The organism is Escherichia albertii NBRC 107761 = DSM 17582 (assembly GCF_000759775.1).
In the GTDB taxonomy this organism is placed as follows: domain Bacteria; phylum Pseudomonadota; class Gammaproteobacteria; order Enterobacterales; family Enterobacteriaceae; genus Escherichia; species Escherichia albertii.
The window spans coordinates 1-21,456 of the sequence record NZ_BBMY01000015.1 but is presented as its reverse complement, the minus strand read 5'-3'; the positions used below and the strand labels follow the sequence as shown (position 1 = coordinate 21,456).

18 protein-coding genes and 1 pseudogene are annotated in these 21,456 nt (G+C 50.0%); 7 read left to right on the top strand and 12 right to left on the bottom strand.

What is annotated here, in order from left to right; translation table 11 throughout:
* Positions 1-110 precede the first annotated feature (110 nt).
* From rsuA to EA14781_RS04385, 3 genes are all read left to right on the top strand, one after another.
* Positions 111-806 carry a 16S rRNA pseudouridine(516) synthase RsuA gene (gene rsuA, locus EA14781_RS04395; RefSeq protein ID WP_001234830.1) on the top strand — a complete coding sequence of 232 codons (696 nt, stop codon included), beginning with the start codon at positions 111-113 and terminating at the stop codon, positions 804-806.
* A gap of 27 nt (positions 807-833) precedes the next feature.
* On the top strand, positions 834-2,024 hold the full coding sequence (gene bcr, locus EA14781_RS04390; RefSeq protein ID WP_000213376.1) for a multidrug efflux MFS transporter Bcr: 1,191 nt from the start codon (positions 834-836) through the stop codon (positions 2,022-2,024).
* Positions 2,025-2,358: 334 nt separating this feature from the next.
* Positions 2,359-2,703 (top strand): YejG family protein, encoded by a 345-nt coding sequence (locus tag EA14781_RS04385; protein WP_000202798.1) that lies wholly within the window; start codon positions 2,359-2,361, stop codon positions 2,701-2,703.
* Between the two features lie 3 nt (positions 2,704-2,706).
* On the opposite strand, the gene yejF is transcribed toward EA14781_RS04385, so the two are convergent.
* The 10 genes and pseudogenes from yejF to yeiP all read right to left on the bottom strand — a co-directional run bounded on the left by yejF (position 2,707) and on the right by yeiP (position 15,507).
* Positions 2,707-4,296, bottom strand: coding sequence for a microcin C ABC transporter ATP-binding protein YejF (gene yejF / locus EA14781_RS04380; protein WP_000194887.1), 1,590 nt, complete (start codon positions 4,294-4,296; stop codon positions 2,707-2,709).
* 1 nt (position 4,297) lies between these two features.
* A complete protein-coding gene (locus EA14781_RS04375; RefSeq protein WP_000088894.1) occupies positions 4,298-5,323 on the bottom strand; it encodes an ABC transporter permease in 1,026 nt (341 codons plus the stop codon).
* Positions 5,323-6,417 (bottom strand): microcin C ABC transporter permease YejB, encoded by a 1,095-nt coding sequence (locus EA14781_RS04370; RefSeq protein WP_000501577.1) that lies wholly within the window; start codon positions 6,415-6,417, stop codon positions 5,323-5,325. Before EA14781_RS04370 ends, EA14781_RS04375 begins: the two co-directional genes overlap by 1 nt.
* Positions 6,418-8,232, bottom strand: coding sequence for an extracellular solute-binding protein (locus EA14781_RS04365; RefSeq protein WP_002461768.1), 1,815 nt, complete (start codon positions 8,230-8,232; stop codon positions 6,418-6,420). It lies immediately after the preceding gene.
* An 81-nt stretch (positions 8,233-8,313) separates the two neighbouring features.
* Positions 8,314-9,870 (bottom strand): cyclic di-GMP phosphodiesterase, encoded by a 1,557-nt coding sequence (locus tag EA14781_RS04360; RefSeq protein ID WP_000470618.1) that lies wholly within the window; start codon positions 9,868-9,870, stop codon positions 8,314-8,316.
* Positions 9,871-10,049: 179 nt separating this feature from the next.
* The gene (gene mepS / locus EA14781_RS04355; RefSeq protein ID WP_000241009.1) at positions 10,050-10,616 is read right to left on the bottom strand and encodes a bifunctional murein DD-endopeptidase/murein LD-carboxypeptidase; all 567 of its coding nucleotides are present in this window, start codon (positions 10,614-10,616) and stop codon (positions 10,050-10,052) included.
* 411 nt (positions 10,617-11,027) lie between these two features.
* A complete protein-coding gene (locus tag EA14781_RS04350; protein ID WP_000042048.1) occupies positions 11,028-11,741 on the bottom strand; it encodes a phosphatase PAP2 family protein in 714 nt (237 codons plus the stop codon).
* 38 nt (positions 11,742-11,779) lie between these two features.
* Positions 11,780-12,766, bottom strand: a complete 987-nt coding sequence (locus EA14781_RS04345; RefSeq protein ID WP_000198842.1) for a CobW family GTP-binding protein — start codon at positions 12,764-12,766, stop codon at positions 11,780-11,782.
* A gap of 117 nt (positions 12,767-12,883) precedes the next feature.
* A pseudogene (locus EA14781_RS04340) lies at positions 12,884-14,350 on the bottom strand (mannitol dehydrogenase family protein).
* Positions 14,351-14,934: 584 nt separating this feature from the next.
* Positions 14,935-15,507, bottom strand: coding sequence for an elongation factor P-like protein YeiP (gene yeiP / locus EA14781_RS04335; protein ID WP_001136826.1), 573 nt, complete (start codon positions 15,505-15,507; stop codon positions 14,935-14,937).
* 154 nt (positions 15,508-15,661) lie between these two features.
* On the opposite strand from yeiP, the gene EA14781_RS04330 reads away from it, so the two are divergent.
* Positions 15,662-15,916 carry a YkgJ family cysteine cluster protein gene (locus EA14781_RS04330; protein WP_000389029.1) on the top strand — a complete coding sequence of 85 codons (255 nt, stop codon included), beginning with the start codon at positions 15,662-15,664 and terminating at the stop codon, positions 15,914-15,916.
* Here EA14781_RS04330 and setB read toward each other — a convergent pair.
* Complete coding sequence (gene setB / locus EA14781_RS04325) at positions 15,913-17,094, bottom strand: sugar efflux transporter SetB (RefSeq protein WP_000551987.1); 1,182 nt, start codon at positions 17,092-17,094, stop codon at positions 15,913-15,915. The genes EA14781_RS04330 and setB overlap by 4 nt on opposite strands.
* Positions 17,095-17,461: 367 nt before the next feature.
* On the opposite strand from setB, the gene fruB reads away from it, so the two are divergent.
* Genes fruB through fruA form a run of 3 tightly spaced genes read left to right on the top strand, consistent with a single transcriptional unit; the run spans position 17,462 to position 21,238 of the window.
* Positions 17,462-18,592 (top strand): fused PTS fructose transporter subunit IIA/HPr protein, encoded by a 1,131-nt coding sequence (fruB, locus tag EA14781_RS04320; RefSeq protein WP_000487272.1) that lies wholly within the window; start codon positions 17,462-17,464, stop codon positions 18,590-18,592.
* Entirely contained in the window at positions 18,592-19,530 is a 939-nt protein-coding gene (fruK, locus tag EA14781_RS04315) for a 1-phosphofructokinase (RefSeq protein ID WP_000091257.1), read from the top strand. The genes fruB and fruK overlap by 1 nt, the downstream gene beginning before the upstream one ends.
* Positions 19,531-19,546: 16 nt before the next feature.
* Positions 19,547-21,238, top strand: a complete 1,692-nt coding sequence (gene fruA / locus EA14781_RS04310) for a PTS fructose transporter subunit IIBC (RefSeq protein WP_000854478.1) — start codon at positions 19,547-19,549, stop codon at positions 21,236-21,238.
* A 10-nt stretch (positions 21,239-21,248) separates the two neighbouring features.
* On the opposite strand, the gene EA14781_RS25405 is transcribed toward fruA, so the two are convergent.
* The coding region (locus tag EA14781_RS25405) for a hypothetical protein (RefSeq protein WP_439822800.1) at positions 21,249-21,456 on the bottom strand (208 nt) is incomplete at its 5' end.

Genomic DNA, 21,456 nt, shown 5'->3' with positions numbered 1-21,456 from the left:
ACGGATTTTTTTCTCTTGAGGGAAGTTATTAGACCGCTATACTGAGCGAACAACAGTTCTGATTTTCGGGTCAATGCCCGACCTCCGTTTTTACAGGCAAAATCACACACATGCGACTTGATAAATTTATCGCACAGCAACTCGGCGTTAGCCGTGCTATTGCCGGGCGTGAAATCCGTGCGAACCGTGTCACCGTCGATGGCGAAATCGTCCGCAATGCAGCGTTTAAACTGCTTCCAGAACACAACGTGGCTTATGATGGCAATCCACTGGCGCAGCAACACGGTCCGCGTTACTTCATGCTCAACAAACCTCAGGGCTATGTTTGCTCTACGGATGATCCAGATCATCCAACAGTGCTCTATTTCCTGGATGAACCCGTAGCTTGGAAACTGCATGCGGCAGGGCGGCTGGATATCGACACCACCGGTCTGGTGCTGATGACCGATGACGGTCAGTGGTCGCATCGTATTACTTCTCCGCGTCATCACTGCGAGAAAACTTATCTGGTGACGCTGGAGTCTCCGGTTGCTGACGATACGGCAGAGCAATTTGCCAAAGGCGTGCAATTGCACAACGAAAAAGACCTCACTAAACCGGCGGTGCTGGAAGTCATTACGCCAACGCAAGTCCGCCTGACCATTAGCGAAGGGCGTTATCATCAGGTGAAACGTATGTTTGCCGCTGTGGGTAACCACGTAGTAGAGCTGCACCGCGAACGCATTGGCGGCATTATGCTGGATGCAGATTTAGCACCCGGTGAATATCGTCCATTAACTGAAGAAGAAATCGCCAGCGTCGGCTAACACGTTAAATATATTCAGGAGCCCGTTGTGACCACCCGACAGCATTCGTCGTTTGCTATTGTCTTTATCCTTGGCCTGCTGGCCATGTTGATGCCGCTGTCGATTGATATGTATCTGCCCGCGTTACCGGTGATATCAGCGCAGTTTGGGGTTCCTGCGGGTAGTACGCAGATGACCCTGAGTACTTATATTCTGGGTTTTGCATTGGGGCAGTTAATTTACGGTCCGATGGCGGATAGCTTCGGGCGCAAGCCGGTGGTTCTTGGCGGCACGCTGGTGTTTGCCGCGGCGGCAGTGGCATGCGCGTTGGCACAAACCATCGATCAACTGATTGTTATGCGTTTCTTCCATGGTCTGGCGGCTGCGGCAGCCAGCGTGGTTATCAACGCTCTGATGCGTGATATCTACCCGAAAGAAGAGTTCTCGCGGATGATGTCGTTTGTCATGCTGGTGACCACGATCGCGCCGTTGATGGCGCCGATTGTCGGCGGTTGGGTGCTGGTGTGGTTGAGCTGGCATTACATTTTCTGGATTCTGGCCGTGGCTGCGATTCTGGCTTCGGCAATGATCTTCTTTCTGATCAAAGAAACGTTGCCGCCGGAGTGTCGCCAGCCGTTCCACATTCGTACCACCATCGGTAATTTCGCCGCGCTGTTTCGTCATAAACGGGTACTAAGTTATATGCTGGCCAGCGGTTTCAGCTTTGCCGGGATGTTCTCGTTCTTAAGCGCCGGACCGTTTGTCTACATCGAAATTAACCACGTCGCACCGGAAAACTTCGGTTATTACTTTGCGCTGAACATTGTTTTCCTGTTTGTGATGACCATCTTCAACAGCCGTTTTGTTCGCCGGATTGGCGCGCTAAATATGTTCCGCTCAGGACTATGGATACAATTTATTATGGCGGCATGGATGGTCATCAGTGCACTGCTTGGGCTGGGATTCTGGTCGCTGGTTGTCGGTGTAGCGGCGTTTGTTGGCTGTGTATCGATGGTCTCATCCAACGCGATGGCGGTTATTCTGGATGAGTTTCCCCATATGGCAGGAACGGCATCGTCGCTGGCGGGGACCTTCCGTTTTGGCATAGGCGCAATTGTTGGCGCATTGCTCTCACTGGCAACGTTCAACTCCGCATGGCCAATGATCTGGTCAATTGCGTTCTGCGCGACCAGTTCCATTCTTTTCTGTCTTTACGCCAGTCGACCGAAAAAACGGTGATCTGTTGCACAACGGGGAAGCTAAAAGGCTTCCTTTGTTGATGCATATCAACCGTAAATCTATCATTTCTCCGATATATGTTTATTTTATGTAAAATCAATTTGTGTAAAAAGTCACATCATTGTAGTTAAAAAGGTTGAGTTAGATCTCAGAAACGGGTACATATAGCCCCGCAAATGTGACCCCGCTTGCAGAAATCATTAAAATCAGAGGCATAAAGGCTACGCAAGTGAGGCATCAATCTTTACGATCTGTTTAAAGACTGATTGTTGATGATGTGTTAAAATCAATGTAAATAAATTGTGAATTTAAACAAACTTTCTGGGGAAAATAAGTGACTTCATTACAACTCTCAATCGTCCATCGATTGCCGCAGAACTATCGCTGGTCTGCGGGTTTCGCAGGTTCGAAGGTTGAACCGATTCCGCAAAATGGACCGTGCGGTGACAACAGCCTGGTAGCGCTTAAATTGTTAAGCCCGGATGGTGATAATGCATGGTCGGTGATGTACAAATTAAGTCAGGCGTTAAGCGACATTGAAGTTCCGTGCTCAGTCCTGGAGTGCGAAGGTGAACCGTGCCTGTTTGTGAATCGTCAGGATGAGTTTGCCGCCACGTGCCGACTGAAGAACTTTGGCGTGGCAATCGCAGAACCTTTCTCGAACTACAATCCTTTTTAAGCGTCAGCTTAACGCCAGCAGCTGACGCGTGTACTCCTGCTGCGGTGCGGCAAAAACACGCGCACACGGCCCTTGTTCTACCACTTCCCCTTGTCGCAGTACGATTACCTGATGGCATAACGCGCGGACAACGTGCAAATCGTGGCTGATAAACAGATAGGCCAGTTGATGCTTTTGTTGCAGTGATTTTAATAGCGTCAATATTTGCGCCTGTACCGTTTTGTCGAGCGATGATGTCGGTTCATCAAGAATGATCAGCGAAGGCTTAAGAATCAATGCCCTGGCAATCGCAATACGTTGCCGCTGACCTCCTGAGAAATCTGCCGGATAACGGTAGCGTGTTTCAGGATCTAACCCCACTTCATGCATTACCGCTTTCACTTGTTCTTCACGTTGCGCGGCAGAAAGCGTTGGTTGGTGGACACGTAATCCTTCCTCGATAATCTGCAACACGTTTAGCCGTGGATTGAGTGAGGAGTTCGGATCCTGAAAAACGACCTGAATACGGTGACGAACCGGTAATAGCTGGCGGCGGTTTAAATTCTGCAATGGCTGACCGTCAAAGATGATGCTGCCCTGAGAGTGAATCAACCGCAGTAGCGCCAGTCCTGTTGTACTTTTACCGGAACCGGACTCGCCAACTAAACCCAGCGTTTCACCCGCCCGCAGTGTAAAACTGACGCTTTTCACCACCACATTATGATCCACAATGCGTTTGAGAATCCCTTTACGAACAGGGAATGCGACCTGAAGTTTTTCAACATTGAGCAATGTTGAGGCAGGCTCCGGCAACGGCACGGGATCTCCCGACGGTTCGCTGTTCAGCAATTTTTGTGTGTAAGGATGAGCAGGGGAGGCAAATAGCGCAGTGGCGTTATTGTGTTCCATACAGCGACCGTTTTGCATTACCGCCACGCGATGGGCCAGTTTTCTGACAATGCTGAGGTTATGGGTAATAAACAGCATGCCCATGTTTAGTTCGCGTTGCAGTTCGCGCAACAGTTGCAGGATCTGCGCCTGGACGGAGACATCCAGCGCGGTGGTTGGCTCATCGGCAATCAATAATTCCGGGCGTGTTAATAGGGCCATCGCAATCATCACGCGCTGGCGTTCTCCGCCGGAGAGCTGATGCGGATAGTCTGTCAGCCGTTTTGCCGCCTGACGGATGCCCACGCGATCAAGGCAGTTAAGGATTTCGCCGCGTGCCGCTTCTCGTCGCATCCCGCGATGGAGCGAAAGCACTTCATAAAGCTGTTTTTCCAGAGTATGCAATGGGTTTAACGACACCATCGGCTCCTGGAAAATCACGGCAATCTTATTACCTCGTACGCCACGCAATGTTTGCTCGCTGGCATGAAGCAGCGATTCGCCATGAAAACGAATATCGCCAGAGAGATATTCAACCGGCGGTGAAGGGAGCAGACGTAAAATCGACAGCGCGGTAACACTTTTACCAGAACCTGATTCTCCTACCAGCGCCAGCGTTTCGCCTGACTCAATGTGTAGTGAAACATCATTCACTACAGTACGGACAGTTTGCTGATGGCGAAAACCTACCGACAAATTTTCAATCGCTAACAGAGTTTGCGTCATACTACACCGCCTTATTAGGATCAAATGCGTCGCGGACTGCCTCACCGATAAAGATCAGCAAAGACAATAAAATCGCCACAGACAAGAAGGCGGTGATCCCAAGCCACGGCGCCTGAAGGTTATTTTTCCCTTGTAACAGCAGTTCGCCGAGTGAAGGAGAGCCCAACGGCAAACCGAAGCCGAGGAAATCGAGCGAGGTCAGAGTGGTTATCGAACTACATAAAATAAACGGTAAAAAGGTGAGGGTAGCGACCATTGCATTTGGCAACATATGACGCAGAATGATACTGCGATCGCTGACGCCAAGCGCCTGCGCCGCGCGGATATAGTCGAAATTACGGGTACGTAAAAACTCCGCCCGCACCACGCCGACCAGACTCATCCAGCCAAATAAGACAGTGATTGCCAGCAGCCACCAGAAGTTAGGCTGTACGACGCTGGAAAGCAGAATTATCAAAAACAGCGTCGGCATTCCCGACCACACCTCAATAAAGCGTTGTCCCCAGAGATCGACTTTTCCACCATAATAACCTTGCAGCGCGCCTGCCAGCACGCCCATGACGCTGGAGCAGAGTGTCAACATCAAACCAAACAAGACTGAGATCCGCGTGCCGTACAGAATGCGCGCCAGCACATTGCCGCCGTTGGCATCCGTTCCCAGCCAGTTTTGCCGTGAAGGCGGGGAGGGGAAGGGCTTATTGGTAGAAAAGTTGATACTGGTGGCGCCAAAGCGAATCGGTGCCCACAGTACCCAGCCCTTATCTTCCAGCCGTTGTTTCAGCCACGGGTCCTGATAATCAGCCTGACTTGCCAGCGGGCCGCCAAAATCACGTTCACTGTAGTTTTTCAGCAACGGGAAATACCAGCTGCCGTCATAACGCACCAGTAACGGTTTATCGTTGGCGATCAGTTCAGAACATAAACTCAAACCAAATAAGACGAGAAAAATCCATAACGACCAGTAGCCGCGACGGTTATGACGAAAACGCGCCCAACGGGCTTGATTGACGGGGCTGAGTCGCGACATTAACGTCCCTCAAAATCAATGCGAGGATCGACCAGCGTATAGCTGATATCACTGACAATATTCAGCAGCAGGCCAATCAGGGTGAAAATATACAACGTGCCAAACATCACCGGATAATCGCGTGAAACAGTTGCTTCATAGCCCAGTAAGCCGAGGCCGTTAAGCGAAAACATCACTTCAATCAACAGCGAGCCGGTGAAAAACATGCTGATAAAGGTTGCCGGAAAACCAGCAATCACCAGCAGCATGGCGTTACGGAACACATGTTTCCAGAGAATATTTTTTTCACTCACCCCTTTCGCACGCGCAGTCACCACGTATTGCTTGCGCACTTCATCAAGGAATGCGTTTTTTGTCAGCATGGTGAGCGCCGCAAAGCCGCCAATCACTGTCGCCAGCACCGGCAGCGTGATATGCCACAGATAATCAGTGATTTTCTGATACCACGGCAGCGAATCAAAGTTAGCGGAAACCAGGCCGCGTAGAGGGAACAGGTCGAAATAGCTGCCGCCTGCGAAGAAGACAATCAGCAGGATGGCAAATAAAAAGGCCGGGATGGCGTAGCCAATGATGATAAATGCGCTACTCCAGACGTCAAAGCGGCTGCCGTTATGAACGGCTTTGCGAATACCTAATGGAATCGACACCAGATAGATAATCAGCGTACTCCACAAACCGAGGGTGATGGAAACTGGCAGACTGTCTTTAATCAGTGTTAGCACCGAGGCACTGCGAAACAGGCTGTCGCCAAAATCGAAGCGAATGTAGTCCCAGAGCATTTTGAAGTAACGTTCGTGGATCGGCTTATCGAAACCGTATCGATGAGTGATCTCGGCGATCACTGCTGGATCTAATCCACGCCCGCCGCGGTAGTTACTGTCGCTGATATTACCGACGCCCGTTTGTGCATGGCTGGCGCGAACACCTTCAGCACCTGCACCGGGTAATACTCCGGCATTACCAAACTCAATAGCGGCGATGGCCTGGTCGACCGGACCGCCAGGCGCAATTTGCACGATGAAAAAGTTGATGGTGATAATCGCCCATAACGTTGGAATTACCAGTAACAGGCGGCGAATCAGGTAAGCGCCCATCTATTCTCCCTGTTGTCTGGCTGACGGTAGTTTGGCCGCTTTATTGACGTCGTACCACCAGGTATCAATACCGAGACTGTAGACGGGGCGCACGGCAGGACGGGAAAATTTATCCCACCAGGCAAGCCGGTCTTCTGCCATATACCACATTGGTAACATGTAATAATTCCACGTTAATACGCGGTCTAATGCGCGCCCCAGAGGCAGTAATTTTTCTTTATTCCCCTGAGCGGCAATAATTTGGCTGATCAACGCGTCGAGGACCGGGCTTTGCACACCGGGGGCGTTATAAGTGGAGTTGATATATTCCGATGACCAGGATATTTGTAAATCGGAACTGGGCCACGGCATTGCCCGCCACAAGCGCGGCATCATGTCATAGTCGCGGCTGCGCATCCGGTTAGTGATTTGCGAGTTATCCACCTTGCGAATGTCCATGTTGATGCCCAGACGTTGCAGGCTGTGCTGAAACGGTAATACCCATTGACTATTACTGCCTGACGAAAGCAGTAATTCAAAGCGGAACGGTTGACCTGTTGTGGCGTTAACGCGCTGCTGGCCTTGCATTACCCAACCCGCATCGTTCAGTAATTTATCGGCTTTTAACAGGTTGTCACGGTCGTAGCCATCTCCTTTGGAGACCGGCGGCTGGTAGATTTGCGTGAATACTTCGGGCGGTAGATCCTTTTTCATGGGGGCCAACAGCACCAGTTCCGCAGCGTCGGGGTAATTTCTGGCGGTGTATTCGGTATTCTGAAAATAGCTGTTCGTACGGCTCCAGGCATTATAAAACAACGCTTTGTTCATCCATTCAAAATCAAAGGCGAGGGTAATGGCCTCCCGAACCCGGCGATCGCTGAATACCGGGCGTTGAATGTTAAAGGCCAGCCAGCGTGTATCCTGTGCGGATTCATTTTTTTGCTCATCTTTGATGATATATTTTTTGTCGAAGTTTTTGCCTGTATAACGCGTGGCCCAGTTTTTAGCGTCATTCTCCATGCGCAAATCAAAGGCTCCGGCTTTAAATGCTTCGAAGGCGACATTATCGTCAAGATAATAATCGTAGCGGATGGTATCGAAATTCCAGCGCCCACGGTTTACCGGCAGGTTTGCCGCCCAATAATCTTTTACGCGGGAATAGACAATATTCTGCCCCATTTTCCAGGACGTAATGCGGTATGGACCGCTGGCGAGCGGAGGCGTGGCGAGCGGATCGCTAAGCTTATGATCTTTCCAGTATTTCTCTGGCAGCACTGGTAACGAAAACAAACTGAGCATATCTTCTTTGCCGGGTTTGGCTAATTCAATACGCACAGTTAACGGCGCGATAGCTTTGACCGTGGTGCCTTTATACACCAGACGAAACTGTGGCACGCCTTCAGTCATAAATTTTTGAAAAGTAAACTCAACGTCGCGTGCAGTAATCGGCGACCCATCATGAAAACGTGCGCGCGGATTTATGGCGACCTCTACCCAGGAAAAATCGTCGGCATAGCGTGCACTTTCGGCAATCAGCGGGTAATAGCTCCCCGGTTCATCATCAGAGGTGGTAAATAGCGTGTCGTACAATTGCTCGGTGCGCGCGCCGGGGTTTCCGCGTAGTGCATAGCGGTTAAAATTATCGAAAGTACCAATAGAGGATAACGTTATCTGCCCGCCTTTTGGCGCGGCAGGATTCACATAGTCAAAATGGTTGAAATTAAAGGCGTATCGGGGTTCTCCCAATACGGCGAAGGCATAGCTTTCCTTGATAGCCTGCGCCTGCACACCAAAGGTGCACAGAACGATAAACAGCAGCAGTATGCGTACGATCATCTGCAACGGATTTCCTTTTATTCATTATTAGCCGCAGTCCGGCATGCCTTAACAATGAATAATAAGGGACATAAGCACACCTTACCACTGCGGCGTATGCGGTTTCTTAAGCCAACGGACAAAATCATCCAGCGGTAATGGTCGGCTGATCCAGTAGCCTTGCAGGAAATTAACGCCGCGTTCACGTAACCAGCGTGCCTGTTCAGGTGTTTCGACCCCTTCCGCGACCGTGAACATATTGAGACGTTTTGCCAGTGTCAGTACAGCGTCAAGTACCGGTGAGGTGACCGTTTCCGTACCTATGGCGTTAATAAATCCACGATCAATTTTTAAATAATCGAGGGTAAAGCGTTCCAGATAGATAAGTGCGCTGTGTCCGGTGCCAAAGTCATCAATAGCGATTTCTACACCGACAGAGTGTAGCCAGGCGAACAGCTTTGAGGCTTCATGTTCTTTCAACATATCGCGCTCGGTGATCTCCAGAACTATCTGGAAATAATGTGCGGGCAAAGAGGTGAGCAGCCGATGTATATCAGTTTTAAAACTTTCGCTGTGCAGATGATCCGGCGCGATATTAATGCCAAATTTCACCCCTACCGGTAGTACGTTTTGTAATATTGCCGCATCGCGGGCGATCAGCTCAAACAGATGCTGAGTCAGAGGCACTATCATCTTTTGTGCCTCGGCATAGTGGATGAAAGCATCCGGGGGAATTTCTCCCGCTACCGGATGACGCCAGCGTAGTAATACCTCCAGTCCGGTAACCTGTAGCGTTTGCGTATCAACTACTGGTTGATAAACCACGTAAAACTGCTCGCGTTTGATAGCCGTCATGATTTCTCTGCCAGGGCGCATACGCACGGTCATCAGGTAATAACAGAGTAACCCAACGACAGTTCCACTCATACCGCCCAGTAAAAACGCATACCATACATCGTTCCATGTCCAGTCATCGGCATAAAGACGCACGGTTAGCGGAATACCCGTAATTTGGGTTTCGCGTACCGGCGTACCGGTTAGCTCATGGACGTTCATTAAATGCGAAGCAAAGGTTGATATCGCGGTATTGCCAATGATGAGGGCGATACCATCGAAATCTTCCTGGTGTGAGCTATAAAAGAGATAAGGCGTCAGATTGAGATTCAGTGCTGCGAAAACACCGCTATTCTTCAACAGAGGGTTGCGATACCAGATAACGATGGCTGGTTTGTTAGGCACCATTGGGGTGCCGGGTAATATTGCCATATCGATATCTTTGCTGATATCAAGCGCAGGAATCAGTTCATTGAGCGGAATATCCATCTCACCAGTGGCGGAAGAACAAAAGGTCTTTTTATCTTTCACCAACACAAATGTGCGCACATTCATACTAAACGCGGCGCGGGCGGTGAGTTCTGGATTCGCTTGTTCACAGGTAGTTATCGTTAGTGGCTGAAGACGATCGGTTGTCGCTTTCAGATCGGCAAAATAGGTGAGCAGATATTTTTGTACGTTGGTGATCAGCGTATCGTATTTCACTTCATGTTTATGCCAGGACATCAGAAACTGAAGACCACTGACCAGAAGTGCAATGATTATTCCTGCAAGGACGCAGGTTTGCAGGATTTTCCGGCCTGAAGAGGGGGCACGTATGAACATAGTTCTATTGATATCCTGAGATTACGATAGCGGTAAAGAGGTGCTAATGGAGGGACTATAGCCTGGATTCAAACGCGGAAACATCATTTTCACCGCGGAAGGTAAAACAAAAAGCACCGCATAAGCAGTGCTTTCGTTAACGCGTCAGGATAGCCAAGGGATTGCATCCAAACGGTTTATTAGCTGCGACTAAGTACTCGACGCGCTTCGTTGTAACGTTTTTTCCAGTACGGTTCATTCATGCTGGAAATGATAACGCCACTGCTGGTGGAAGCATGAACAAACTGGTTGTTGCCAATATAAATACCGACATGGCGACCAGTTGAACCAGCACGGAACAGAACTAAATCACCTGTACGCAAATTACTGCGGGAAACAGATTTCCCCATTTCCTGCTGTTCATAAGTTGAACGCGGAAGTTCTAAGCCGAATTGTTCGCGGAATGTACGTTGTACGAAACCAGAACAATCGATACCTTTTTTAGTGCTGCCGCCCAGACGATAACGTACGCCTTTCCAGTCAGCATACTGATCCATAATTCGCGATTTTACGTCGACATTACGAACCAGATTTTCAAATTCATCCTGAGACGCTTGCAGTGATGATGTATCACTACCCACTGCACGTGTCTCAGGATGCATATTCTTTGCGGTATTGTTTGCACTACATGCAGAAAGCAGAACTGCTACTGCAATTGCGGGAATCCCGCGCAAGATATATCTCAAAATCGGTTGAGACTTGACCATGTTGTTTGTTTTCCCTTGAAGTCCTTAACGACAAATATCGTTATAAAAAATGCCAAACGAGATGAGACTAATTACCTGGGCACGTTGAAACAATTCCCTGTGGCCAAATCTGTGGACTAACGCACAAAATTATATGCTGTGAGGATAATTTACCGCCGAGGCAAAACGAGTTCGAGATTACCCGATTGACGCGGTCTTGGCGAGTGGTTTTACATGATTTTTTATAAGAAAAAGTGATACAGAAAGTTAATAACCGGGATTGGTTAATTTAAGTACAGTTGAGCAAAATGCATGCAATCCATTCATTTGCTTAGAGAATGATTATTTTAATCGATGAGTGTCGGCAACGCCGCGCATCATCAGGATTCTTCGAAAATGGGGAATAATCCTGATGATGTTAATTACTGTGAGTTATTTGTTTGGAATATGTTTGTTGTTTCCCGGTAGTGATTTGTCAAAAAAGGTGATTAACCGATCACTTAATGGTGTCATTAGCCACCAGGGTAAACCAATCAATATCACGGTCATGGAACCGACAATGATGTCCGTAAACCAGTGAGCGCCAATCATTACTCTGGGAAATGCAAAAACCACAAATATAATAAGGGCGATTCCCCCTGCGGCTTTTCCAAAATAACGCCACATAAATGCGGAAAAAATAAGCAGCATCATACCGTGATCGCCAGGAAAGCTATCCCGCGAGGCGTCCTTCGTTGGGACTGAAAGCAGTTCGCTAACGCGGTTAATATCGGTAAAGGTCAATGTCGGGCTGGCCCGTTTTACCGGAATAAATACCTGGCTCAGTTGGTTTAGTACTACTGCTGTTAATAGCATCACCAGACCAATAATCATAATACGCCGTCTGCCGGAGGCATTTTCCTTCAGCCAGAAGCTGAGCATCAACATTCCCATCGCCAGCAGTGAACAGCCGTCAAAGGCGCGGTTATTGGTCAGTGCTACCAACCATAAAAAGGCCTTACTTTCGACCAGTTTCTGATTAAAGAAATAAAAAATGCTCGTATCAATCGGCAACCAGAATCCATGATTAGCCGGAATATACCAGGAAAGAAACAGCCCAAGGCCGATAATGTTTAACAACACTATTTGCGGCAAATTTTTGCTCATAACAACTCATTCTGTTTTACTGAAAAACGCAGGCAACCTTACGCGTTGGACGCTAAACGAAGCTTCAACAGTGCGCTCTGCAAGGCATTCCAGTCAGCCTCATTGCTGGAAATCAGCTCAATTCGGCTATCCGGCGGCGCAACGTTTTGTGTTTCAATATGCAAGTCATCGCCTTGACGGTTGATACGCACAAGGCCTTCCGGTATCCGCATCACACCTTTTACACGCCCGACTGGCGCAAGGCGCGCCCATTCCAGAATACCAATGGTGTCGAAAACTGTCTCCGCGTCGAAAATCCAACCGCAAGCCTGATGCCCTTGCCCGCTGTTCAGGCTACGACGCCAGCGCTGATGCTCTGGTAGGCTTAATGCAGCTAACCCTTTTTTTCCGATATGTTGATGTGAATGGGTGGTGCTGGTTGGCAACTCGGTGAAATTTTGACGAGGCAAATCCAGAAGGTGACCTTCAATTTGTCCATGAGCGCTGTGAATTAATTGTCGCCCGTCGCCATTTTGTTGCCACCAGCGTTGTAACGCTTGTTCGCTTTCGGGGGTCGCACGATCGGATTTATTGGCGACAATGATATCTGCGGCCGCCAACTGGTCGCGGAAGTTTTCATTATTGATGGTTTTTTCGTCCAGCAACAGGCGCGGATCGAGAATACATAACGTAGCACGCAGATCGATCCACGGTTCATAGACCGGTGCTGTTAGCAGATCGAGGATCTGTTTTGGATGGCCCAGCCCAGTTGGCTCTATCAGCAAACGATCGGGTTTTCCCTGGCGCAGCAAGGTGTTCAGTCCCACCTGCATAGGTAATCCATTAACGCAACACATGCAACCGCCGGAGATCTCTTTTAGCAACGCACCGCTATCGGCGAGCAGAGCGCCATCAATCCCGACTTCCCCAAACTCATTCACCAGTACCGCCCATTTTTCTTGCGGATTCTTGTGTGCTAACAGATGAAGAATAGAAGTGGTTTTCCCGCTACCGAGAAAACCGGTGATGAGGTTAGTTCTGGTCACAACGGCTCCGCAATGATCTGATTAATTAACGTTGTATTAATCCTGGCTAAAAAAATCGGAAAAGAGAAGAGGAGAGCGGACGAAGCCGTGTTCCGTCCGCTTTAACCGCAGAAATCGTTAAATTTTGAGGGTATTTAACAGTGCCTGATGAGCGCCAAATTGCGTAATCTGGCGCCAGGCATGTTCGATAGCCTGAACAAAGTCGGCGTTATCCGGCAGGTCATCACCGAACACTTCACGTAAAGAAAGCAGGGCGGTAACGCGTTGCTCATTGTTGCTGTTCGCAACGAGATCGTGAATTTTATCGTGCAGCGGATCGCGAACATCAATAGCATTTCCGACATCATCAACACCGCTCACATAGCGCATCCAGCCTGCGACGCCTAATGCCAGTAACGACCAGTTCGTTTGGCGCGCCAGATGAATACGAATACCTGCCAGCATACGTTGTGGTAATTTCTGACTGCCATCCATCGCGATTTGCCAGGTTTTATGTTTTAGCGCCGGGTTGGCAAAACGAGCAATTAACTTATCTGCATATTGTGTTAAATCGACCTCCTGAATTCGCAGTATAGGTGCTTGTTCTTCCAGCATTAACGTTCTGGCAGCATGACGAAATACGCGGTTTTGCATACAGTCGCTGATGTGGGCGAACCCAGCCAGATAGCCCAGATAAGCGAGGAAAGAATGGCTGCCGTTAAGCATACGCAGTTTCATCTCCTCCCAGGGGAGAACATTGTTAACCATCTGTACGCCTGCAACTTCCCATTCCGGGCGTCCCGCGACGAAGTTATCTTCCACCACCCACTGAATAAACGGCTCGCAGCTGATCGCACAGGGATCGCTTACACCTAAATGTCGGCTAATTTCCGCCAGCGATTCGTCGGTTGCTGCCGGAACAATGCGATCAACCATCGTTCCCGGAAAGCTGACGTGACCTTTTATCCATCCGGCGAGTTCCGGGGAACGTTTTTCTGCCATTCCCAGTATCGCGTTTTTCACCACATGGCCATTGTCAGGAATATTGTCGCAGGAGAGCACGGTAAACGGCGCAAGGCCGCGTTCACGGCGGCGTTTCAATGCTTCGACAAGAATGCCTGGTGCAGAGTGAGGCTCTTCAGGGTTTTATAGATCGTGAATAATCCGTAGATTGCTGGTGTCGAGCGTACCGGTAGCCGGGTCGATGCAATACCCTTTTTCGGTAATCGTGAGGGAAACAATCGCCACTTGTGGTTCGCAAAACTTCTCAATAATCGCCGCTAAGGAATCCAGTTTTGCATTCAGGCATTCGTGAACGGCACCGACAATGATCGCCTGATTACCGTCCGCGCCTTTTTCTAACACGGTGTATAAATGGTCCTGTGCGCGAAGCTGGCTCATTAGTTGATCGCCGCTGAACAAGCTGATTTCACAGATACCCCAGTCGCCGCCAAGGGCATTTAACACACGATCGGTCAATAACGCCTGATGTGCGCGGTGAAAAGCGCCAAAGCCAAAATGAACGATACGCGATTTCAATTGCTGGCGATTGTAGCGTGGAGTGTGCACGTGATGCGGGAAGGTCGTGGAGGCGATTGTATTCATAGAAGTCACGTCTTAGTAACGATTGATTAACAATGACAGTGTAAAGTTATATGACATCAATTGAAATTGGTCTGGATTGTTAATGCGATGAAGTGTGAGGGCGATCAATGAACTGGTGAATATTGCGGGAGAACGATGTTCAGGAAGCGCAAAATAGAAGATTGGTATAATAAATTTAAAAAGGGACAGCCTGAGCTATCCCTTTGAGATTGATGACAAATGTAAAACTGCCTGATGCGCTACACTTATCAGGCCTACATGGATTGTGCAATGTAGTGAATTTGCGTTGTTTTGTAGTTTTGTAGGCTGGATAAGGCGTTTACGCCGTATCCGGCATGAGCAAAGCGCACTTTGTTATTAGTTGAAAGGGACAGCCTGAGCTATCCCTTTGAGATTGATGACAAATGTAAAACTGCCTGATGCGCTACACTTATCAGGCCTACATGGATTGTGCAATGTAGTGAATTTGCGTTGTTTTGTAGGCTGGATAAGGCGTTTAAGCCGCATCCGGCATGAGCAAAGGGCACTTTGTTATTAGTTGAAAGGGGCGGCCTGAGCCACCCCTTTTCTGAACGCGGCTGAAGTTAGTCAGCACGACCCATATAACGGCGCTCTTCGATATGGATACGAATTTTTTCGCCCGGGCTTAAGTATTCTGGTACCTGAATCACCAGGCCGGTGCTCAATGTCGCCGGTTTGTTACGGGCACTGGCAGATGCACCTTTGATGCCTGGCGCGGTTTCAATGATTTCCAGATCAACGGTCTGCGGCAGTTCAAGGGCCAGCAGTTGACCATCCCAGGTCAGCACCTGCATGTCCGGCATGCCGCCTTCCGGCATAAACAGCAGTTCTTCTTCAATCTGATCTTTCGTGAAGGTATATGGGGTATAGTCTTCTTTATCCATAAAGACATATTCGTTGCCATCGACGTAGGAGAAGTCAACGTAACGACGGGTCAGCGTCACGGTGTCAACGATATCATCGCCTTTAAAACGTTCTTCCACTTTCAGCCCGGTACGGACATCAGAAAAACGCATTTTGTACAGCGTAGCGGCACCGCGGGCAGTAGGCGACTGAATATCAATGTCCTTAACCAGCAGCAGTTTGCCGTTGTAATTCAGTACCATACCTTTTTTAATTTCGTTCGCTCTTGGCATCGAAAAATTCCTGTTGTCGAAAATGTCAAAAATATCGCGACAAACTACTCGCGACGGGCCTTTCAGGCAAGTGGTATTCGCACTTTTGCTGGTGCAAAAAAGGTGATACTGTGCGCGCTCATCAATCTGGTGGTTAACCTTAAGAGAACAATGTATGGAATGCCGTCCGGGTTGCGGGGCGTGTTGCACCGCCCCCTCAATCTCCAGCCCTATTCCCGGTATGCCAGATGGTAAGCCCGCCAATACACCCTGTATTCAGCTTGATGAACATCAACGCTGCAAAATTTTTACCTCTCCGCTACGACCGAAAGTCTGCGCAGGCTTACAAGCCAGTGTTGAAATGTGCGGCAACACGCGTCAGCAGGCAATGATCTGGCTTATCGATCTGGAAAGGCTGACCGCGCCTTAAACATCTTTAATACGTAGCAGGCAAAACAGGGTAGCTAAAATCATCACCATCGCAAACCAGAACACCGCGTGATAATTCCAGATTTCTGCGACGATTCCCGCTACGGAACCGGCGATGATCCAGCCCACGCGTGATGTATTGGTATAGAGCGTGGTTGCTGAACCTGCCTGACCGGGCATCAGGTCCTGGAAATAGAGCATCCCAATCCCTCCCAGAATGCCGATAAAAATCGCATTAAGCAGTTGTAAGCCCAAAAGAATGACTGGTGAATGCGCCATCAGCATACCCGCATAAAAACAGACGCCGCCCACAGCGGCAACGCGCATTAAAAAACGCTTACCCAGACGTTTGGCAAAATAACCGGCAATCAGCATTGTTGGGATTTCCAGCCCGACTGCCGTCCCCATCATCACTCCCGCCAGTTTCTCGGGGAGATGCAGTTCGTTGATAATAAACAGCGGCATATTGATGATATACAGGCTGTTTGATCCCCACATCAGTGTACAAATAACAAACAGCAACAGCGTATCGCGACGGTTACGACGCGGCGCTTCAACCGTACCGGTTGCCAGAGAAACCTCTTTTTGCATTGATGGTAAAAACAACCACACCATTAAGCCGCAAACAATAAACGCCACCGCAGCGCTGAGGTACATCACTGTAAAACTGAAACCCATTGCTAATGCATAAGCCAGCGGCGGGCCAATGACCCACGCCAACGAAACCTGGGCGCGTAAAAAAGAGCTGAACATCACCGCTTCACGTCCGGTTTTGTCAGCATGTTCACGGGCAAGAGCAAACATTTGCGGGTTAGCGGTTGAGCCAAAACTGCTAAGAAAGACGCCGACAAACAGCAGAATGAAGTAGTTGCGGTTCCAGGCGAAAAGAGCACAGGCCAGCACACCTAACAGGCAGCAAAGGACAATCAATGACTTACGATCGCCGCGTTTATCAGAGCGTCCGGCGAGAAACTGACTGACCAGAATTCCGATGACTGCACTACCGGTAAAGAAGAATCCCACCATTGCCGGGCGGGCATGTACTTCATCGGTGAGGAAAATACTTAGCGTCGGGGTTTGCAGAGCGCCCGCAATGCCAGTGAGAAAGGCAACGATTAAAAACGCCGTCGAGGTCAGATCAAATGATTTTGCGCTGGAGACTGCGGGGGAGTTATGCATGCTGGTCGATCACGGAAAGATGAAGACGCGGAGTTTACGCTGCTTGTCAGAAAATAAACAGGCAGCGAAATCAAAAGCGCCACGAATAATCAAAATGCCATTTCACTCTTGCTGAGCGTCTGCTGACGCGGCTGAAATGAATTTGCTGATAACGGATTTTTCCATCAGCAATTAGGATAATTGGCAAAATTTTGTGCAGCACATCAAACTTTTGTACATAACTTTTCGGCTTTCCTTGCGTGCTGAAGCAGAAGTATTATGCTTTCTTGAAACGTTTCAGCGCAATCTTGTGTTTAATCCAAATTCAGGTTGGCGCTTTTTTTCTCATAGAAGCTGAATCGTTTCAATTCAGCAAGAGAGGAGAACTATGTTCCAGTTATCCGTACAGGACATCCATCCGGGCGAAAAGGCCGGAAACAAAGAAGAGGCGATTCGCCAGGTCGCTGCGGCGCTGGTGCAGGCCGGTAATGTAGCTGACGGCTACGTCAACGGCATGCTGGCGCGTGAACAGCAAACCTCAACGTTTCTCGGCAATGGGATTGCAATTCCTCACGGCACTACCGACACCCGCGATCAGGTACTGAAAACGGGTGTTCAGGTATTCCAGTTCCCGGAAGGCGTGACCTGGGGGGAAGGGCAGGTGGCGTATGTCGCCATTGGTATTGCCGCCAGCTCGGATGAACATCTTGGATTGTTGCGTCAGCTAACGCATGCCCTGAGCGATGATTCCGTTGCTGAACAACTGAAATCAGCGACGACCGCAGAAGAATTGCGTGCGTTGCTGATGGGCGAAAAACAGAGTGAACAGCTTAAGTTTGACAACGAAATGTTGACGCTGGATATCGTCGCCAGCGATCTGCTGACGCTGCAAGCGCTGAATGCCGCGCGTCTGAAAGAAGCGGGCGCGGTTGACGCTACTTTTGTTACCAAAGCCATCAACGAACAACCGCTGAACCTCGGACAGGGGATCTGGCTAAATGATAGCGCGGAAGGCAACCTGCGTAGCGCCATTGCAGTAAGCCGTGCAGCGAATGCCTTCGATGTCGAAGGCGGAACCGCAGCAATGTTAGTTAGTGTAGCAATGAATGACGATCAGCCTGTCGCGGTACTTAAGCGTCTGAGCGACCTGTTGATCGACAATAAGGCTGAACGTCTGCTGAAAGCAGATGCGGCAACGCTGCTGGCGCTACTGACCAGCGATGATGCACTGACCGATGATGTGTTAAGCGCGGAATTCGTCGTGCGCAATGAACATGGCCTGCATGCTCGTCCTGGCACCATGCTGGTCAATACCATTAAACAGTTTAACAGTGATATTACCGTGACAAACCTCGATGGCACCGGCAAACCGGCAAATGGACGTAGTCTGATGAAAGTTGTAGCACTTGGCGTTAAGAAAGGTCATCGCCTGCGCTTTACTGCTCAGGGAGCAGATGCTGAACAGGCGCTGAAAGCTATTGGCGACGCTATCGCCGCCGGCCTTGGGGAGGGCGCGTGATGAGCAGACGTGTTGCTACGATCACCCTCAATCCGGCTTATGATCTTGTTGGTTTTTGCCCGGAAATTGAACGCGGCGAAGTGAATCTGGTGAAAACTACGGGTCTGCATGCGGCGGGTAAAGGTATCAACGTAGCTAAGGTATTAAAAGATCTCGGCATTGATGTCACCGTTGGCGGTTTCCTCGGCAAAGACAATCAGGACGGATTTCAGCAACTGTTCAGTGAACTGGGCATTGCCAACCGCTTCCAGGTTGTACAGGGGCGCACCCGTATTAACGTTAAGCTGACAGAAAAAGATGGCGAAGTGACTGACTTCAACTTCTCTGGTTTTGAAGTGACTCCTGCTGACTGGGAACGCTTTGTTAATGATTCATTAAGCTGGCTGGGACAGTTCGATATGGTCTGTGTCAGCGGAAGTTTACCGTCCGGCGTCAGCCCGGAAGCGTTTACCGACTGGATGACTCGCCTGCGTAGTCAGTGTCCTTGCATTATCTTTGATAGTAGCCGTGAAGCGTTAGTGGCAGGTTTGAAAGCAGCGCCGTGGCTGGTGAAACCTAACCGTCGCGAGCTGGAAATCTGGGCGGATCGTAAACTGCCTGAAATGAAAGATGTGATTGAAGCTGCGCATGCGCTGCGTGAACAAGGCATTGCGCATGTCGTGATTTCACTGGGTGCCGAAGGCGCGCTTTGGGTTAATGCCTCCGGCGAATGGATCGCCAAACCACCATCAGTCGATGTCGTAAGTACCGTTGGCGCAGGGGATTCTATGGTCGGCGGCCTGATTTATGGCTTGCTGATGCGTGAATCCAGTGAGCACACACTGCGTCTGGCGACTGCTGTTGCAGCCCTGGCGGTAAGTCAAAGCAATGTGGGTATTACCGATCGTCCGCAGTTGGCCGCAATGATGGCGCGCGTCGACTTAAAACCCTTTAACTGACAGCAGGAGAGGCATAATGAAAACGCTGCTGATTATTGACGCTAATCTCGGTCAGGCACGCGCCTATATGGCGAAGACCCTGCTGGGCGCGGCGGCGCGAAAAGCAAAACTGGAAATCATTGATAACCCTAACGATGCTGAAATGGCGATTGTTCTCGGTGATTCCATCCCTAACGACAGCGCGCTGAACGGTAAAAATGTCTGGCTGGGCGATATTTCCTGGGCAGTTGCGCACCCTGAGCTGTTTTTGAGCGAAGCCAAAGGCCATGCAAAACCTTACACTGCGCCGGTGAGTGTGACAGCACCGGTTGCAGCCAGCGGCCCGAAACGCGTAGTTGCGGTGACTGCCTGCCCAACTGGCGTAGCGCACACCTTTATGGCGGCTGAAGCCATTGAAACCGAAGCGAAAAAACGCGGCTGGTGGGTGAAAGTTGAAACTCGTGGCTCTGTTGGTGCGGGTAATGCGATCACGCCTGAAGAAGTGGCGGCGGCAGATCTGGTGATTGTGGCAGCCGATATCGAAGTGGATCTGGCGAAATTTGCCGGTAAACCGATGTATCGCACCTCTACCGGTCTGGCGCTGAAGAAAACCGCGCAGGAACTGGATAAAGCCGTCGCTGAAGCAACGCCGTACGAACCGGCAGGCAAAGCTCAAACGGCGACGACTGAAGGTAAGAAAGAGAGTGCTGGTGCATACCGTCACCTGCTGACGGGCGTTTCCTATATGCTACCGATGGTAGTTGCCGGTGGTCTGTGTATCGCACTTTCTTTTGCTTTTGGTATCGAAGCGTTTAAAGAGCCGGGTACGCTTGCTGCTGCACTGATGCAGATTGGCGGCGGTTCAGCCTTTGCGCTGATGGTGCCGGTACTGGCAGGTTATATCGCCTTCTCGATTGCCGATCGTCCTGGCCTCACGCCGGGTCTGATTGGCGGTATGCTGGCGGTCAGCACAGGTTCTGGCTTTATTGGCGGTATTATTGCGGGCTTCCTGGCGGGTTACATTGCGAAATTGATCAGCACGCAACTGAAATTGCCACAGAGTATGGAGGCGTTGAAACCGATCCTGATCATTCCGCTGATTTCCAGTCTGGTGGTCGGTCTGGCGATGATCTACCTGATTGGTAAACCGGTTGCTGGCATCCTCGAAGGTCTGACCCACTGGCTGCAAACTATGGGTACTGCGAATGCGGTGCTGTTGGGCGCGATCCTTGGCGGCATGATGTGCACTGACATGGGCGGCCCGGTTAACAAAGCGGCGTACGCGTTCGGTGTGGGTCTGTTGAGTACCCAAACCTATGGCCCAATGGCAGCGATTATGGCAGCAGGTATGGTGCCACCGCTGGCAATGGGTCTGGCAACAATGGTGGCGCGTCGCAAATTCGACAAAGCGCAGCAGGAAGGTGGCAAAGCTGCTCTGGTTCTGGGACTGTGCTTTATTTCGGAAGGTGCAATTCCGTTTGCTGCTCGTGATCCGATGCGTGTTCTGCCGTGCTGTATCGTTGGAGGGGCGCTGACTGGTGCAATCTCAATGGCGATTGGCGCGAAACTGATGGCGCCGCACGGTGGCCTGTTTGTGCTGCTGATCCCGGGCGCAATTACACCCGTGCTGGGTTATCTGGTGGCGATTATTGCAGGTACGCTGGTCGCTGGTCTGGCCTATGCATTCCTCAAACGCCCCGAAACACAAGTAGTAGCAAAAAACGCATAATTCCTTTTCATCATCGGGGCAGAGATATCTCTTCCCCGATGATGACAAACGCAAATTTGTCTGATGCGCTATGCTTATCAGGCCTACCTGAATCCTGCAATATATTGAATCTTTTGCGCTTTTGTAGGTTGGATAAGGCGTTTACGCCGCATCCGGCATGAACAAAGCGCGCGTTGTCAACAATCTGAGGGCAGAGACATCTCTGCCCTTTTTCTTGT

Excerpts from the sequence above, each read along its gene's own strand:
- fruB (WP_000487272.1), top strand. The coding sequence starts at position 17,462 with ATGTTCCAGTTATCCGTACAGGACATCCATCCGGGCGAAAAGGCCGGA.
- EA14781_RS04330 (WP_000389029.1), top strand. The coding sequence starts at position 15,662 with ATGGAATGCCGTCCGGGTTGCGGGGCGTGTTGCACCGCCCCCTCAATC.
- fruK (WP_000091257.1), top strand. The coding sequence starts at position 18,592 with ATGAGCAGACGTGTTGCTACGATCACCCTCAATCCGGCTTATGATCTT.
- EA14781_RS04350 (WP_000042048.1), bottom strand. The coding sequence starts at position 11,741 with ATGAGCAAAAATTTGCCGCAAATAGTGTTGTTAAACATTATCGGCCTT.
- EA14781_RS04360 (WP_000470618.1), bottom strand. The coding sequence starts at position 9,870 with ATGTTCATACGTGCCCCCTCTTCAGGCCGGAAAATCCTGCAAACCTGC.
- EA14781_RS04365 (WP_002461768.1), bottom strand. The coding sequence starts at position 8,232 with ATGATCGTACGCATACTGCTGCTGTTTATCGTTCTGTGCACCTTTGGT.
- fruA (WP_000854478.1), top strand. The coding sequence starts at position 19,547 with ATGAAAACGCTGCTGATTATTGACGCTAATCTCGGTCAGGCACGCGCC.
- yejF (WP_000194887.1), bottom strand. The coding sequence starts at position 4,296 with ATGACGCAAACTCTGTTAGCGATTGAAAATTTGTCGGTAGGTTTTCGC.
- yeiP (WP_001136826.1), bottom strand. The coding sequence starts at position 15,507 with ATGCCAAGAGCGAACGAAATTAAAAAAGGTATGGTACTGAATTACAAC.
- rsuA (WP_001234830.1), top strand. The coding sequence starts at position 111 with ATGCGACTTGATAAATTTATCGCACAGCAACTCGGCGTTAGCCGTGCT.
- EA14781_RS04370 (WP_000501577.1), bottom strand. The coding sequence starts at position 6,417 with ATGGGCGCTTACCTGATTCGCCGCCTGTTACTGGTAATTCCAACGTTA.
- mepS (WP_000241009.1), bottom strand. The coding sequence starts at position 10,616 with ATGGTCAAGTCTCAACCGATTTTGAGATATATCTTGCGCGGGATTCCC.
- setB (WP_000551987.1), bottom strand. The coding sequence starts at position 17,094 with ATGCATAACTCCCCCGCAGTCTCCAGCGCAAAATCATTTGATCTGACC.
- EA14781_RS04375 (WP_000088894.1), bottom strand. The coding sequence starts at position 5,323 with ATGTCGCGACTCAGCCCCGTCAATCAAGCCCGTTGGGCGCGTTTTCGT.